This is a genomic window from Neptunomonas sp. ABH4_499 (assembly GCF_056160565.1).
This window is the reverse complement of record NZ_JBSWXK010000008.1, coordinates 101,372-116,308: the sequence shown is the minus strand read 5'-3', so window position 1 is coordinate 116,308 and position 14,937 is coordinate 101,372. Positions and strand designations below refer to the sequence as shown.

Here is a 14,937-nt window from a genome sequence, read left to right as displayed (position 1 = left end):
GACCAACCCTTTTTCTGGACCAATAAAAATGACAAGTATCATCCAGGATATTAAAGCGCGTGAGGTCCTTGACTCGCGCGGAAATCCGACCGTAGAAGCCGATGTTATCCTCACCAACGGAGTCATCGGCACCGCATGCGCCCCTTCTGGGGCGAGCACAGGCTCTCGAGAAGCATTGGAGTTACGCGATAAAGACCCTCAGCGCTATTTAGGCAAAGGCGTCTTAACCGCCGTTGATAACATCAACACGCGCATCGCCTCGGTACTTAAAGGCCTAAATGCCCGTAACCAGCGCCTTATTGACGATGCTTTATGTGAGTTGGACGGTACGGACAACAAATCATCCTTGGGTGCGAACGCCACATTGTCGGTCTCGTTAGCGGCAGCGAAAGCCGCAGCGTTGGATCAGAACCAACCTTTATACGCGCACATCGCCACGTTGTATGGCCAGCCGGGGCAGTTCAGTATGCCCGTGCCGATGATGAATATCCTAAACGGCGGCGAGCACGCCGATAACAATGTGGATATTCAGGAGTTTATGATCCAACCCATTTCGGCCACCACCTTTCGCGAGGCCTTACGCATGGGCGCGGAAGTGTTCCACTCGCTCAAAAAGGTATTGCAACAACGCGGCCTGAATACCGCGGTGGGCGATGAAGGCGGTTTTGCACCGAATCTAGCCAGCAATGAAGAAGCCTTAATTGTAATTCAAGAAGCGATAGAAGCCGCCGGTTTCTCATTAGGCGATGATTTCTCGCTGGCGCTCGATTGTGCAGCCTCTGAGTTTTATCGTGACGGGGCTTACCAGCTTTCTGGGGAGGAGCGATCCTTCACGGCAGAAGGCTTTTCGGATTATCTGGCCGAACTCACAGAGCGCTACCCGATCGTCTCCATTGAGGACGGATTGGATGAGTCCGATTGGGCCGGTTGGAACTACTTAACACGAAAACTCGGTGCCACCACGCAACTGGTCGGTGATGATCTGTTTGTCACCAATACGCAGATTCTAAAGCGCGGAATTGAGCAGAACATCGGCAATGCGATTTTGATCAAATTCAACCAGATCGGCACACTGACCGAAACGCTGGATGCGATTAAGATGGCGCAAGACGCCGGCTTCAAAGCCGTTATCTCACATCGTTCAGGTGAAACCGAAGACACCACCATCGCCGACCTTGCGGTGGGGACTTGTGCAGGCCAAATCAAGACAGGCTCGCTTTGCAGATCAGACCGCGTCGCAAAGTATAATCGCCTTCTCCGTATTGAAGAGTCACTTAAGGACCAAGCCCCCTACAAAGGCGATCAAGCCTTGGTCAGCCGCGTGAATCTGAATAAAGGGAGTCGTGGCGATGCCTAAGCACTATGTCATCGGCAATTGGAAAATGAACGGTACCAAGGTCAGTCAATGTCGACTGGTCGAGGGCATTTTGTCCAAGCTGCCCATTTTGCCCAACGTTGAAGTCGCGATCTGTCCGCCCTTCCCTTATCTGCAGCAGATCAGCGATAAGCTGTTTCGACGCCCCGTATCCCTTGGCGCACAATGCATCTCAGCGTTCGATGATGGCGCCCACACGGGCGAGGTGTCGGGCGCGATGCTGAAAGAGTTTAAGACCCGTTTTGTCTTAGTGGGCCATTCTGAACGTCGAGTCCATAACCTCGAATCCAACCAAACGGTGGCCGATCAGTTCGCGGCCGCCTTGCGCCACGAGCTTACGCCCGTACTCTGCGTTGGCGAAACACTGGATGAGCGTGAACAACAGCTCACTGAGCAAGTGATTGCCGATCAGCTTCAAGCGGTTATCGACAAGGTCGGCACTGCTGATTTAGCCAAAGGCATCATCGCTTATGAGCCGGTTTGGGCCATAGGAACCGGCAAAACCGCCACCCCTTTGCAAGCTCAGCAGATACACACGTACATCCGAGGCCTGGTACGCGAGCACGATGTAGAAAGCGCCGAAAGCCTATCCATCTTGTATGGCGGCAGCGTGAACCGAGGTAACGCCAAAGAGCTCTTTTCCATGCCCGACATCAATGGCGGCCTGATTGGTGGCGCTTCGCTAAAGGCAACCGACTTTGTGGAGATCTGCCTCGCGGCCGAGTAAGTGCACCCCCTTATTTTAAAGCGCCTTTGCCCCTTAACCGAGAGGCAGAGGCGTTTTTGTTTCTTTTTGGATTTAACCTTTTAAACCTTTGGAGACCCAACCCCTTATGACTACCTTGCTGTTGCTCATTGCGGTGGCGGCCTTTCTCTTGATTGCCCTTGAGGAGGTCACCCACATCAACAAAGCCAAAACCACGCTGTTTCTAGGAACGCTTGCGTGGCTGTTACTGTTTCTCTTCCCCGAACACGGCGCCGATGCCGAAAGCCTGAATGAGGCTTTGGGGGAAAACCTGATGGAGATCGCCACGCTTTGGCTTTTCTTGATGGCCGCCATGACCTTTGTGGCGTTTCTTAACCAAAAGGGCTTGATTGAATCGATCATTCGAAGCTGCTTGCCGAAGCAGATGACCGAGCGCCGTCTGACCTTTTTGGTGGCGACCTTTGCGTTCGTGTTTTCATCGTTATCCGATAACATCACAGCCACATTGGTCTCGATTACATTAGTGCTCTCGCTGGGCCTTCCTACCAACCGTACCTTGCGGTTGGCGGTATTGTCGGTGTTTGCGGTGAACTCAGGCGGCGTATCATTGATCACTGGGGATGTAACCACCTTGATGATCTTCTTGGAAGGTAAAGCCAGTATTGATGATCTGTTGTGGCTCAGTATCCCCTCCTTTACCAGCGTGATGATCTTGGCAGCTCTGCTTAGCATCGGCACCAACAACACCATCGTGTTTCGGAAAGAGAAAGCCACCTACGACAAAACCGGCCTCGGTATTGCCGCACTCTTTATCTGCACCATCTTAGCGACCATCATTTTGAACATTGTTGCCGGTGTTCCGCCGGTGCTGACCTTCCTGTTTGGCTTATCGATCATGTTCCTGCTAGGACAGATGTTCTATCACGAAGATGAGCGTGAAAGCCTGTTGGACTATGTGCGCCTCATTGAGTACGACACTTTGCTGTTTTTCTTGGGGATTTTGCTCTTGGTGGGGATGCTCAAAGACATCGGCACGCTGGATCAACTGGTGCGCATCTACGATGTCCTACCAACCGACATCGCCAATTACGCGTTAGGACTCTTATCGGCATTAGTGGATAACGTGCCACTGACAGCCGCACTCCTCAAAGCAGGCATCACCATGAGTCATGCCGAATGGCTCTCTTTGACCTATGCCGTGGGCGTGGGTGGCTCTTTGCTGGTCATCGGCTCTGCGGCTGGCATTGTTGCGATGAGCAAAGTACAAAGCCTCAGCTTTTTCCGTTACATGAAGTACAGCCTTCTGCTGCTACTTTGCTACTCGATTGGCTACGCCGGTAGCCTATTGATGGGGCACTTCCTGTTTGGTTAAACGTCCCTAATCACTGGCTGATCGAGATACTCTTTGGATTGCATCTCGGTCAGTCGGCTTAAGGTACGCGCAAACTCAAAATCCAACGCCCCGCCGCCGTACAAGGCTTCCATCGGTCGATCACTGAACAAATAAAGATTCACACGACGGTCGTAAAATTCATCCACCAAGGAGATAAAGCGCCTCGCGGGGTCATCGAGTTTGGCGTAGCGCACTTGGCGCATGTTGGTATCGGTCACTTCCCCACTACCATCTTCGGTACCACGCGCTTTGATCCACTCTTTTACCTCACCACCGAGATGCTCCACATCAGAGATGATCACCGTATTAAAGCGGTTGGCAAGCTCGATATAGTCCTGTGGCGCACGCGGGCCGCCACACACTTGATCAAACCGAAACCACACCACATCAGCATGATGCGCTAGAACATCCATCGATCTTCGTTGAACGGTTAAGGTATCGGGGTTAATCGTTTCCGTGCCGGTGCACTCTTTAAAGACACGCTCTGGCGTCGTTTCATCTTGATAGAAGTAGGTTTGATCAAAACTTAAGTGGCGCATTCGGTGATCTTGATCACCGTCTAGATGGCACTCGCGAAGGTGCTGTTTTAACAAAGCACGGGCAGGATCAAATCGATGCTTATGTAACTCATCCATAAACAGGCGTTCAATCGGGATGTTCGACGTTGTTACGACGGTAACGCCCCGCTCAAACAAGGCTTTAAACAGGTTGCCGATCAGAATCGCATCACCAATATCGGTTACAAAAAACTCATCAAAACAAAGCACCTTACAACGCGCGGCCAGTCGCTTTGCGATCACATCCAGCGGGTTCTTCTTCCCCGACACCGCGGTCATTTCGGTGTGGATATGCACCATAAAATGGTAAAAGTGCATCCTAAGCTTGTCGGATAACGGCAAGCTTTCAAAGAACAGATCCATCAAAAACGTTTTGCCACGACCCACATCGCCCCACAAATATAAACCCATCACAGGCGCGTTCTTAGCGCCCAACACTCGCTGGGTCATACTTAGGCGTTTGGGCGCTTGTTGAAGCTCACGCCAAATACGATCCAACTCGGTGAGTGCCCGTCGTTGAATCGGGTCTTCTACATAGCCTTTTTCGCTCAGTACGTGTCGGTAGCGCTCACTCGGTGAGCACTTTGCAGAAGGTGATTGAGTTGGAGGGGCAGCGTTCATGGAAAGGTCTGATGATAAAAAAGGGAGTATTTTACGCCGCTGCGTTTACGGTCGTAAGGGCAGAATAATAACCTTTTCACTGCCATTTCATACCTTAAATGATATGGGTTAGACCAAACGCCTAGACCGTTTTACGCTTTTTAAGATGGAACAACAAGATGGGGATCATCAAGCTCATGGTCAGCATCCTAAACATCTGATGGGTTGCAACAAACAAAGGGTCCACGTTTTGATTCATCGCAATGGCGATCATCACTTCCATTCCACCCGGTGCGTAGGCCAACAAAGCCTGCGTCCACGAGACGCCCGTCCAGTAATGCAGAATGACCGCAAACACTGCCGAAATCACCAAGGTGATCACCAAGCCCCCCGCAGCGGCTTTTAACTCGGGAAGCACATCGGCCAACTTAATACCATCAAATCGGCTGCCAGTCGCGCAGCCTAAAAACACCAACAGGGCTAACAAAAACACACTGGGCAGTTTCCAATCCCAGCCCAGTAACTCACGAAGCACAATCGTCGATACCAAACCGCCCACCAGCATCGCCGCGGGGACTTTGCATCGTTTAAACAACCACCCCAAAGCGATGGCCAGCACAAAGGTAGCGACCATCTGCTCCGGGTGCTCAAGGTATAAGCCCTCTAAAGTCAGTTCACGCTCGGCCAAGGGTAAAAACATCGGGACTAAAAACACCAAAAACAACAACCGAACACTGTGCACTAACGCAATACGCCGTACGTTGGCTCCGGTTTCGGGTGCCATCGACATGATGATGGCTAAGTTACCGGGCACCGAACAAAACATCGCCTCTTCGCGCTGCCACCCAGGCAGTCGTTTGTAGTAGCGGTACATAACCAATAACAGCGCCGCCATCATCAAGCAAAGCAAGGCCGCCGAACGCCCCCAGTGGGACAACTCGTTAACCAAGTCCGAGCTTATGTTCTGTGCGACGGATATCCCAAGAAACAGACTGATCATCGTCGTGGTTGATTTGGGCATCGCCACTTTGATGCCCATAACACCAGACGCCACCACAGCAATGAGTGCCCCAACCAACCAAGAGGATGGCAAACCTAAAAAATGCGCTCCCCATGCGCCAATACAACCGATGATTACGGTCCGCAGTATGATCAACATCGGATCAAAAACCTTAGTTATTGTAATGTTACTTCCAAAAAAAAGGGGTAACCCGAAGGCTACCCCCAACCGTCATCCCTTTGGCAGGATTCGACAGATAACACGTTCAGTCCAACTTACTCATCGACGTCGGCCGTTTGCGCCATCGCCTTACGCTTTTTTAACGTGCGCATCAATAAAGGGGCAAACAACGCCAACACCGTCGCAACAGCAAGGCTGTAGGTCATTGCGCCGTTTAGTAAGATGCCCCAATCGCCACCACTGATGGATAACGCACGGCGTAGGTTCTCTTCCAGTACCTCACCCAACACAAGACCCAAAATGACCGGCGCCAGTGAGAAGTGCAGCTTACGAAGCAAGAAGCCAAAGATACCCAAAATCACCATAAAGTAGAGGTCGAAGCTATCGCCATGGATCGAGTAGATACCAATGAACGTCAACATTACAATGATCGGTACCAAGTAAGATTGGCGAATCGAAAGCAAGCGGACGAACAACCCGATCAGCGGAAGGTTCATCACCAACAAAGCGATGTTACCAACAAACATCGAGGCAATTAGACCCCATGCAATCTCAGGGCGTTGTTCAAACAACAAAGGACCTGGGGTGATGTTAAACATCAACAACGCGCCCAACAAAATGGCCGTTGTACCACTGCCTGGAATACCCAGCGTCAACATAGGCACCATCGCACCTGCAGCCGATGCGTTATTCGCCGCTTCTGGCGCAGCCAAACCGCGGATATCGCCTTCACCAAAGTGTTCGTCATCGCCTTCGGCCATGCGCTTTTCGGTACCGTATGCCACCGCACTGGCAATGGATGCACCGGTACCCGGCAGCACACCAATCAAGAAGCCAACCACAGTAGAGCGCAAAATCACCCACTTCACTTTTAACAGATCCGCCATTGAGACAAAGCTTTTGCCCACAGGGGTAATGTTAAGATCGTTCTTCGCCCAGCTTTCGAGCAATACCAAGACTTCCGAGATGGCAAACATACCGATCACCACCACCAAGAAATCCACGCCATCAAAGAAGTTAGGAATGCCCATGGTAAAGCGCAGTACGCCCGTACCAGAGTCAACACCGACAGTAGCCAAAACCAAACCGATCAGCACGCCTACCAAGGTTTTCATTGGGCGGCTGCCCACCATGGTTGCAAGACAGGTAAAGGCAAACACCATCAGCCATACGTATTCTGACGGGCCAAACTGGATGGCTAGCTGGCTCAGTAAAGGTGCGGTAAACACCATCATTAACAGGGCCCCCATACTGCCGAAGAAGGAGCTGACCGCTGACAGTGCGAGCGCTCGGCCGCCTTCGCCTTTGCGGGATAATGGGTAGCCATCCAGAGTGGTCATGATCGCACCGGCATCGCCTGGCACGTTCAACAAAATACTGGAGATACGGCCGCCGTACTCAGCACCGTAATACACACCGGCCAGCAAAATCAATGCAGACTCCGGCGGAAAACCCATGGCGTAGGCCAAAGGCAAAAGAATCGCTACCCCGTTGATTGGACCGATACCCGGCAATGAGCCAATCAGGGTTCCTACAAAACAGCCCACTAACACTAAAAAAAGGTTGAGCGGGAGCAGAGCCACCGAGAAGCCGGTTGCTAAATAACTTAAAACATCCATCAGGTGTCTCCCTTAGAACAAGCCGGACAGCCAGATACCCGTAGGTACATTCAGTTGCAAGGCGTGCTTCAAGAGGAAGTAGCTCGCCACACTCATGATCAGGGCATAGATCGCAGCTTTGATTGGTTTTTCGCCAAACAACCAGCTGAATACACTGCCAACCACAAAGGTTGAGATGATGAAGCCCGCGTGTTCAAACAGGTACGCATACACCGCCATCAAGACCAAACCGGTCAACAAATTAACCAGCAGCTCTTTGGTCGGATGCCAACTGTTTTTACTGGGTTTGATCATCAGCCAAATAGAGGCAATGGCCAGCAACACACCTAAAATGATCGGGAAGGCTTTTGGCCCAAGGGGTTCGTATTGAAAGGGTACATCTAACTTAACGGCTGCCCAGACAAGAAGTCCGGACAGCACCAGCAATGTACCCGCAAAAATGCGGTCGTACATTGTTGATCTCACTTAATTAAGCCAGCGTCTTTTGCAAGGTCACGCATGTAGCCCACGCGGCCTTTTACGTAAGCTTCAAACTCTTCGCCCGACATTTTAAACGGCATCAGGCCTTTGTCTTCGACGGTTTTGATAAACGCATCATTCTCGTACGCTTTTTCAAACTGGGCAGCCCAGTAATCATAAGCATCATCAGATACGTCTGGGCCTAAGTAGTAACCACGAAGAATGGTCCACTCCGCATCAAAGCCCGCTTCTTTTGCGGTAGGAATGGCCGCAAACTCACCTTCAAGGCGATTCGGTGCCATAACAGCCAGCATTTTCAGCTTGCCCGCTTCCATTTGACCTACCATTTCACCCACATCACCTGGGTAGATTTGGATGTGACCGCCCATCAAGGCAGCCGTGGCTTCACCGCCCCCTTCATAAGCAACATAGCGCATGGATTTAGGATCAACACCGACCGACTTCATCAAAATCGCCGCTTTCATCCAGTCTTGGCTACCGACACCACCACCGGCGCCGAGTACAAACTTAGAAGGGTCTTTTTTAACATCTTCGACCAGCTCTTCAAGTGTGTTCCAAGGCGCATCGGCTTTAACGATAACCGCACCGTAGTCCACACCTGCCGCGCCAACCCAGCGAGCAGCGTTTTCATCTAGGTTACGACCAAATTTACCTTGGGCAATGTTCAGCAATGAACCCGAGCTAAAAGCCACCAGCGCATTACCATCATCACGACGGCTCGCATTGATGTGGTTATAGGCCACAGCACCCACACCACCTGGCATAAAGGTAACGGCCATAGGAACTTCCATAAGACCTGCGTCTTTGAAGCCGTTGGATACGATGCGACAGGTTAAGTCAAAACCACCACCGGGTTTTGCAGGCGCGATACATTCGGGTTTAGAGGGTTCGAATGCCATTGCATTCATTGCGGTAGCCAGACCTGCTGCCAAAGCAAGGGAACGAAGTTGAAACTTCATGGGGCTCTCCAAATTGTCTGTTTTTGTTGTTAGATAGTGAGACGCTCATTGAGCGCTAAAGCACAATACTCTACAAACCTGACACCGACCTGACACGGAAAATTTTTTTAACAAGCCCTTGCCGTACCCTTAAACGAGGATATGCTACACGCATGCGAATACTGTTAATTGAAGACAACGAAGCCCTAGCGGATGCCACTCAGGAGTACTTCCGCCAAATGGGGCACCCTCTCGACTGGACAGGTTCTGTCGAGCAGGCCGAACGCACTTTGGATTTTAGTGACTTTGATCTGTTGATCTTAGACATCAACTTACCAGGGCGCAGTGGCTACCAGTTGTTGCAGTCTTTGCGAAGCGCAGGCAATGCTATTCCCGTACTGATTTTGACAGCACGCTCCGAGATCGATGACCGTGTCAGTGCTTTAGATTTGGGTGCCGACGATTACATGGTCAAACCGATCGACTTTCGCGAATTGGCCGCACGTTGCCGCGCCCTACTTCGACGCGAACGCGGCGAAGCCAGCAACACCATTGTGTGCGGCAATCTGGTGTTTGATCGAGCAACGCATCAGGTATCGGTTAACCAAACGCCCATCGAGCTTCGCTTGCGCGAGACACAGCTGCTTGAGCTGTTCATTAAAAATCTAGACCGGGTGCTCACCAAAGAGGAGATCGCCAATCGACTCTACACCTACGATGAAGCACACACCCCCAATGCCATCGAACAAACCCTGACACGCCTAAGAAAAAAACTCTCGGACTCATCACTGCACATCAAAACCATTCGTGGGCTCGGCTATTTAGGCCACGTTGATGATTAATGGCTACTCGCTTCGTCAACAATTGATTGTGCAAACGGCCGTCATTATGGCCATTGTTTTCCTGATGTTAAGCGCCGGGATTTGGAGCTACGCTAAACGCGCTGCGGATATCTCCTTTAACCGCCTACTAAACAGCGCCAGTATCTCGATTTTAGAGCGTGTGACCGTGCGCGAAGGCCAGATCGATTTAGACCTGCCCTATGCGGCACTTTCCATGCTGGAGCTTGCCCCCGACGATAAGATCTTTTACGAAGTGCTTGATCACAACGGTCAACACCTCACCGGGTACACTGGACTGCCTGAACCTAAGAATTACGTCCCCTCAAGCCAGCCACAGTTTTACACCGAAGGCTACAAAGGCGAAGCGTTAAGTATGGTGGTTCAGAGTAAGCGGATTATCTCGCCGGTTGCCTCTGGCTGGGTGACAATTCTGCTAGGACAAACGCGCCAAGCGCGTAATGAGCTTGCCGATGAGATCTTTTACAACGCGCTGTTTGGCTTAGTCGGTATCTTACTGTTAACCCTGTTACTGGTGGGTTTTGGGATTCGCCAAACCCTGCTGCCCCTTAATCAGATATCGGACTTACTGAAGCGCCGCCCAATTTTGGACCGATCCCCAATACCTGAAACCCCCATTCAAGAAGCAGCTCCATTGGTAAACGCAATCAACGATTATCAAAGCCAATTACTGCAAAACCTTGACACTATGCAGATGTTTATTGCCGATGCCTCGCACCAAATCCGAAGCAGTTTAGGCGGGTTACAAGGCCAATTGGACATCGCGTTGCAAACCGATAACCCAAAGGACTTACAGCTTCGTTTAAGCAAAATCCGTCATCAATACGAGCAATTAACCAGACTTACTAATCAATTACTCGCCCACGCGCTGGTTACGCACCGAAGCGACACCCAATACCCAGAAGTACTCCACCTGAATAAATGGGTAACGGATATCCTGACCGAGGTGGTTCGCGATTACGCACACACGCCTATTGAGTTTTCTTATCATGCCGACGATGACCAAATGAAGATCCAAGGGGACCGGATCAGCCTTAAAGAAGCGCTGCGTAATGTGCTCGATAATGCTGTGAAGTACGGCCCGCCGGATAACCACATTGATGTGCGACTATCGGTTGAGCTGGTACAGCAAAAAATGATGACACTGATCCAAATTGATGACCGAGGCCCGGGAATCCCACCCCATTTACGCCGCCAAGCTACCCGTCGATTTTCACGGTTACTGAATAACACCCATAACGGCAGCGGTTTAGGCTTAGCGATTGTTGATACGGTGGTAACGGCGCACGAAGGGGTTCTAAAACTCAGTGACAGCCCAAGCGGCGGTCTTAGGGTTAAGATCTATCTGCCCATTTTGCCCCCTAACCTGCCTAAGGAGGATACCAATGAGCCCGCGGTTTAATCGCTTAGTTCGCACCGCACGCTCCGCATGCCTGCTTTGGGTATCAACGTTAAGCGCGACCTTGCACGCAGGTATTGTGGAACACGCTTACGAAGCGGACTTGGTCATTTACAGCGCAACCGACACCAGTGCGATTAAGCCGGTAATCGATGCGTTTTTAAACGAGTCATCGATCAATATTTACTACCAAGAGTTTCAAACCAGTGAGCTCTACAACACCCTTCGCCACTTACCTGATGCGGCCATGCCGGATGTGGTGATCAGCTCAGCGGCCGACCTGCAAGTTAAGCTGGTTAACGATGGTTACGCTCAACGCTTTGAAGACCCCGTCATCGACCGACTGCCCGACTGGGCGCGTTGGCGCAACGAAGCATTTGGATTCACCTTTGAACCGGTGGTCATGGCCTATAACCGCGCTGCGTTTCGCAACCGAGAACTGCCCAAAACCCACGAGGAGCTGGCCTTAGCCATCCGCAACGGCACCGACTTCTATACCCATCGTATCGGCACGTATGACATCCGGCTATCAGGCGTCGGCTACATGTTTGCTTCGCAAGATGAGATAAACTCCAGCATCAGCAGCCGACTAAAAGAGAATTTAGGCCGAGCCGTCGCCCAGTTGCATTGTTGTACCAGTGAGATCATTGACCGACTGGAAACCGGCGAAATCGTTTTGGGGTATAACTTACTTGGCTCGTATGTATTGAACCAGATCGAGCACGATTCACGCTTAGGGGTAATCTTTCCAGAGGATTACACCCTCGTCATGAGCCGGGTCGCTTTCATCAGCAAATACGCCGACCACCCAGAGAGTGCCAAAGCCTTTATGCGCTATCTACTCTCGTTACCGGGCCAACAGATCATCGCCAAAGAGAGCGGATTAATCGCCCTACACCCAGACGCCACAGGCCCATACACCGCATCATCACTCAAACGCCGATACCCATTGCAGCTAAAACCCATTCCACTTGGCCCTGCGCTCATGGTCTATCTGGATCAATTAAAGCAGCGCCGCTTTATTGATGAATGGAGTAATGCACTTTTGTATGAGATTGTGATTCCTTAAAACGGCACTTTACCAACCGCCAAGTACATCACTAAAAAGACGGTGATCGGAATCAACACCAGAGCCAAGATAGTAAAAGGCCCATGGTAGAAATGGATGCACGTTCGTTCGGTAACACTGATGCCACCCCCTTGATGCAGACGTTTGCTGGCTCTGGCCACGATCACATTACCAAGGATAATATCGATTATTTCAAGGGGTACGATAACGCCCATCACAATCAGCAACTTCTGATTGAGCCAATCACTCCCCCACCAACCGTACTGTTTGGCCATTGTGATACCGGTTGCCAACAAAGCCAGAAAGGCGATGTGCTCTAACGTCACCATCCAGAAAAACACTCGGCTAACCTTAGCTAATACTGGGTTAGTGAGGGGTGTTTTGCGTTCAGCAACTTTAAGAACACACCATGCGCCTAAGGCCGGGCCAATCCACATCAGAAGTGCACCAATGTGGATGACTTTCAGCAAGATGTACTCCATCAATCCGCTAACCGTGTTTTCGCCCAGACCACCATCCAAAGAGTGCTTATCGTCATGCTTAATGCGGTAAAGATCTCAGCAGCTTTCATTGCATCAACCGCGATCGAGACAGACAACGCCAAGCCCAGCAACCAGGCCAAAATGCCGGGGGCAAGCAACCATAGAGGGAGTTTTTTCTGCGAAAACGCCAAAAGCGTTAGCATCAACCCGCCCAAGTTATATAAGCCGTTACCCAGAAAGCCGGTTAAATGGCTGGCAAGCTGCTCTAAAAAGATAATCAAATCAGGGCCTGTATCTAACACGATCTGTTTTGGGATAATAAAGGCGTAAATCACTTCTGCAGAGAGATCTGCCGGAATGCCCATCCCCACTAACGCCAAACCCACGGTTCGAAACACGGATGGATTCAATTGCGAGGCAAACACCGCGCAAAACAGGTACAACCCAATGGCAGCAAACATCCAAACACACCAAGAAGCACTCCAAAGCGCGGTGTTTTGATCTATGAAGATCATCCGACTTAGCACGGTACTGCCATCCACTGGCAAACCTTCTCGCATCAAGATGGTCATCATCAAACACGCTAAGGTAATTATGAGGGCTACGGCGTAGACAACATATTGCAATTGCCGAGCAGAACTACGATTTATCATTCGACATCCTTGTAAGATAAGAGCAGTCATTCGAGAAAAGAAACTTAGCTAAACAGCCCGAAGATGATCAAGCCATAAAACAAGACCCCAACAAGATAAGGCCAAAGTGAACCTCGTCCCGTATCGAAGTCGGTCACGCCCATCGGGTTCAATTCATAATCCCAATAGCCCACCGAAACAACGCGAAGCAACAAAACACCGGTGTTGTAGATCACAAAATTAATGAGAAACTCCCACACCAGCCAGAGAGCGACTTCAAGAAGCCATGTCATTGGATGAATCCGTCCTTGTTGTCCAATTCTGGGCTAAGTATACCGAGCTATTGAGGTCTGTGCTCAATATTCACCGCCGCTTCTAATGGATAGCGTGACGCTTCTGGACAAATTCGCATTTGTACGAGCGCTACCGTGTGAGCTCCAAACAAAAATAATACACCGGAGTTTCAACATGTCTGCTTCTCATAACCGCGGGGTCGTTTTTAAAGGCCCTGGCAAAGTCGCTGTAGAGTCCATTGCCTTCCCTGAATTATCACTGGGCAATCGCAAATGTGATCACGGCGTTATCCTTCAAGTACTGACCACCAACATATGTGGTAGCGATCAACACATGGTGCGCGGTCGAACCACGGCCCCAGAGGGCTTAGTGCTTGGTCACGAAATCACGGGCATTATCATTGAGACCGTTCGTGATGTTGAGTTCCTAGAGGCGGGTGATATCGTCTCGGTACCATTCAATATTGCGTGTGGCCGCTGCCGTAACTGCAAATCGGGCTTAACGGGTATTTGCCTTAACGTGAACCCGGCAAGACCTACCGCGCCGCTTAACCCTTACGCTTTGGCAGGTTCTATGTAAGAAAAAAGTGGAACCTGCTGATTTCGCATGGGAAAAAAGAAACGTCGCTTTTCACGATAGGCACAATGGCATCGATTGTTTATTATGTTTGTTTGCCCAAACGTTTGGGGCCGAGTTAGTGCAGTTCAGGATGCTTAGATGTCAGACCAACCTATTCACCCGCAACCCAACCCCGCTTTTGAAGTCACCCGCTTAACGCATGATGATCATACTGTCGAAACGTTAAAGCTGGGCGAGCGCGTGCGTGAAATTCGTCTAAGCCAAAACCTAACACTAGAAGAGGCCAGCAAACTGACAGGCCTTGCCCGCTCCACCCTGTCTAAAATAGAAAACGAGCAGATATCACCGACCTTTAGTGCGGTCACTAAATTGGTTAAGGGGCTTGGCATCAACATACCGCAGCTCTTTACCCAACCGACGCATGGTAATGGCGCACGTGGTCGTCGCGATGTCACACGTAAAGGTGAAGGTAAACCGCACCCCACCGTTACTTACGAACATGAATTACTGGCCAATCAGTTAACCCGCAAGAAGATGCTGCCGTACCGAACCACCGTTCGTGCACGCAGCTTCGATGAGTTTGGCGACTGGGTACGGCACGAAGGCGAAGAGCTGCTGTTTGTGATCCGAGGCGAAGTGCTGTTTTTTTCGGAGTTTTATGAGCCGGTGCAACTCTTTGAAGGGGATAGCGTCTATTACGATTGTGAGATGGGCCATGCGGTCATTTCCACCAGCCAAGACGATGCTGAAATTCTCTGGGTTACCGCTTAACAC

15 protein-coding genes and 1 pseudogene are annotated in these 14,937 nt (G+C 50.8%); 8 read left to right on the top strand and 8 right to left on the bottom strand.

The window, feature by feature from the left end:
• Positions 1-28: 28 nt before the first annotated feature.
• The 3 genes from eno (at position 29) to nhaD (ending at position 3,453) form a co-directional block, all read left to right on the top strand.
• Positions 29-1,357: a phosphopyruvate hydratase gene (eno, locus tag ACXAF9_RS10270; RefSeq protein WP_475073659.1), complete on the top strand. Its 1,329-nt coding sequence runs from the start codon at positions 29-31 to the stop codon at positions 1,355-1,357.
• Positions 1,350-2,102: a triose-phosphate isomerase gene (gene tpiA / locus ACXAF9_RS10265; RefSeq protein WP_475073656.1), complete on the top strand. Its 753-nt coding sequence runs from the start codon at positions 1,350-1,352 to the stop codon at positions 2,100-2,102. The genes eno and tpiA overlap by 8 nt, the downstream gene beginning before the upstream one ends.
• A 106-nt stretch (positions 2,103-2,208) precedes the next feature.
• Positions 2,209-3,453 carry a sodium:proton antiporter NhaD gene (gene nhaD / locus ACXAF9_RS10260; RefSeq protein WP_475073654.1) on the top strand — a complete coding sequence of 415 codons (1,245 nt, stop codon included), beginning with the start codon at positions 2,209-2,211 and terminating at the stop codon, positions 3,451-3,453.
• Here nhaD and zapE read toward each other — a convergent pair.
• The 5 genes from zapE to ACXAF9_RS10235 form a co-directional block, all read right to left on the bottom strand.
• Positions 3,450-4,652 (bottom strand): cell division protein ZapE, encoded by a 1,203-nt coding sequence (gene zapE, locus ACXAF9_RS10255; protein WP_475073653.1) that lies wholly within the window; start codon positions 4,650-4,652, stop codon positions 3,450-3,452. The genes nhaD and zapE overlap by 4 nt on opposite strands.
• 121 nt (positions 4,653-4,773) lie before the next feature.
• A complete protein-coding gene (locus tag ACXAF9_RS10250; protein ID WP_475073650.1) occupies positions 4,774-5,790 on the bottom strand; it encodes an AbrB family transcriptional regulator in 1,017 nt (338 codons plus the stop codon).
• A gap of 116 nt (positions 5,791-5,906) precedes the next feature.
• Entirely contained in the window at positions 5,907-7,430 is a 1,524-nt protein-coding gene (locus ACXAF9_RS10245) for a tripartite tricarboxylate transporter permease (protein WP_475073648.1), read from the bottom strand.
• Positions 7,431-7,442: 12 nt separating this feature from the next.
• A complete protein-coding gene (locus ACXAF9_RS10240; protein WP_475073646.1) occupies positions 7,443-7,883 on the bottom strand; it encodes a tripartite tricarboxylate transporter TctB family protein in 441 nt (146 codons plus the stop codon).
• A gap of 8 nt (positions 7,884-7,891) precedes the next feature.
• Entirely contained in the window at positions 7,892-8,869 is a 978-nt protein-coding gene (locus ACXAF9_RS10235) for a Bug family tripartite tricarboxylate transporter substrate binding protein (RefSeq protein WP_475073644.1), read from the bottom strand.
• A 152-nt stretch (positions 8,870-9,021) separates the two neighbouring features.
• Here ACXAF9_RS10235 and ACXAF9_RS10230 point away from each other — a divergent pair, with 152 nt between their 5' ends.
• Genes ACXAF9_RS10230 through ACXAF9_RS10220 form a run of 3 tightly spaced genes read left to right on the top strand, consistent with a single transcriptional unit; the run spans position 9,022 to position 12,176 of the window.
• Positions 9,022-9,690 (top strand): response regulator transcription factor, encoded by a 669-nt coding sequence (locus tag ACXAF9_RS10230; RefSeq protein WP_475073642.1) that lies wholly within the window; start codon positions 9,022-9,024, stop codon positions 9,688-9,690.
• Positions 9,683-11,110: a sensor histidine kinase gene (locus ACXAF9_RS10225; RefSeq protein WP_475073639.1), complete on the top strand. Its 1,428-nt coding sequence runs from the start codon at positions 9,683-9,685 to the stop codon at positions 11,108-11,110. The genes ACXAF9_RS10230 and ACXAF9_RS10225 overlap by 8 nt, the downstream gene beginning before the upstream one ends.
• Complete coding sequence (locus ACXAF9_RS10220; RefSeq protein WP_475073636.1) at positions 11,094-12,176, top strand: ABC transporter substrate-binding protein; 1,083 nt, start codon at positions 11,094-11,096, stop codon at positions 12,174-12,176. Before ACXAF9_RS10225 ends, ACXAF9_RS10220 begins: the two co-directional genes overlap by 17 nt.
• Here the strand turns inward: ACXAF9_RS10220 and ACXAF9_RS10215 are convergent.
• From ACXAF9_RS10215 to ACXAF9_RS10205, 3 genes are read right to left on the bottom strand one after another with little or no spacing between them, the layout of a single operon-like run.
• On the bottom strand, positions 12,173-12,646 hold the full coding sequence (locus ACXAF9_RS10215) for a hypothetical protein (RefSeq protein WP_475073633.1): 474 nt from the start codon (positions 12,644-12,646) through the stop codon (positions 12,173-12,175). The genes ACXAF9_RS10220 and ACXAF9_RS10215 overlap by 4 nt on opposite strands.
• Positions 12,647-12,657: 11 nt before the next feature.
• Complete coding sequence (locus ACXAF9_RS10210; RefSeq protein WP_475073631.1) at positions 12,658-13,311, bottom strand: hypothetical protein; 654 nt, start codon at positions 13,309-13,311, stop codon at positions 12,658-12,660.
• Positions 13,312-13,355: 44 nt separating this feature from the next.
• Positions 13,356-13,583 (bottom strand): hypothetical protein, encoded by a 228-nt coding sequence (locus tag ACXAF9_RS10205; protein ID WP_475073628.1) that lies wholly within the window; start codon positions 13,581-13,583, stop codon positions 13,356-13,358.
• A gap of 175 nt (positions 13,584-13,758) precedes the next feature.
• Between ACXAF9_RS10205 and ACXAF9_RS10200 the strand changes: the two are divergent.
• Together ACXAF9_RS10200 and ACXAF9_RS10195 are read left to right on the top strand one after the other, a co-directional pair.
• Positions 13,759-14,127: pseudogene (locus tag ACXAF9_RS10200) on the top strand (alcohol dehydrogenase catalytic domain-containing protein); the annotation flags it as partial.
• 174 nt (positions 14,128-14,301) lie between these two features.
• Positions 14,302-14,934, top strand: a complete 633-nt coding sequence (locus ACXAF9_RS10195; RefSeq protein WP_475073626.1) for a helix-turn-helix domain-containing protein — start codon at positions 14,302-14,304, stop codon at positions 14,932-14,934.
• The last annotated feature ends 3 nt before the right edge of the window (positions 14,935-14,937 follow it).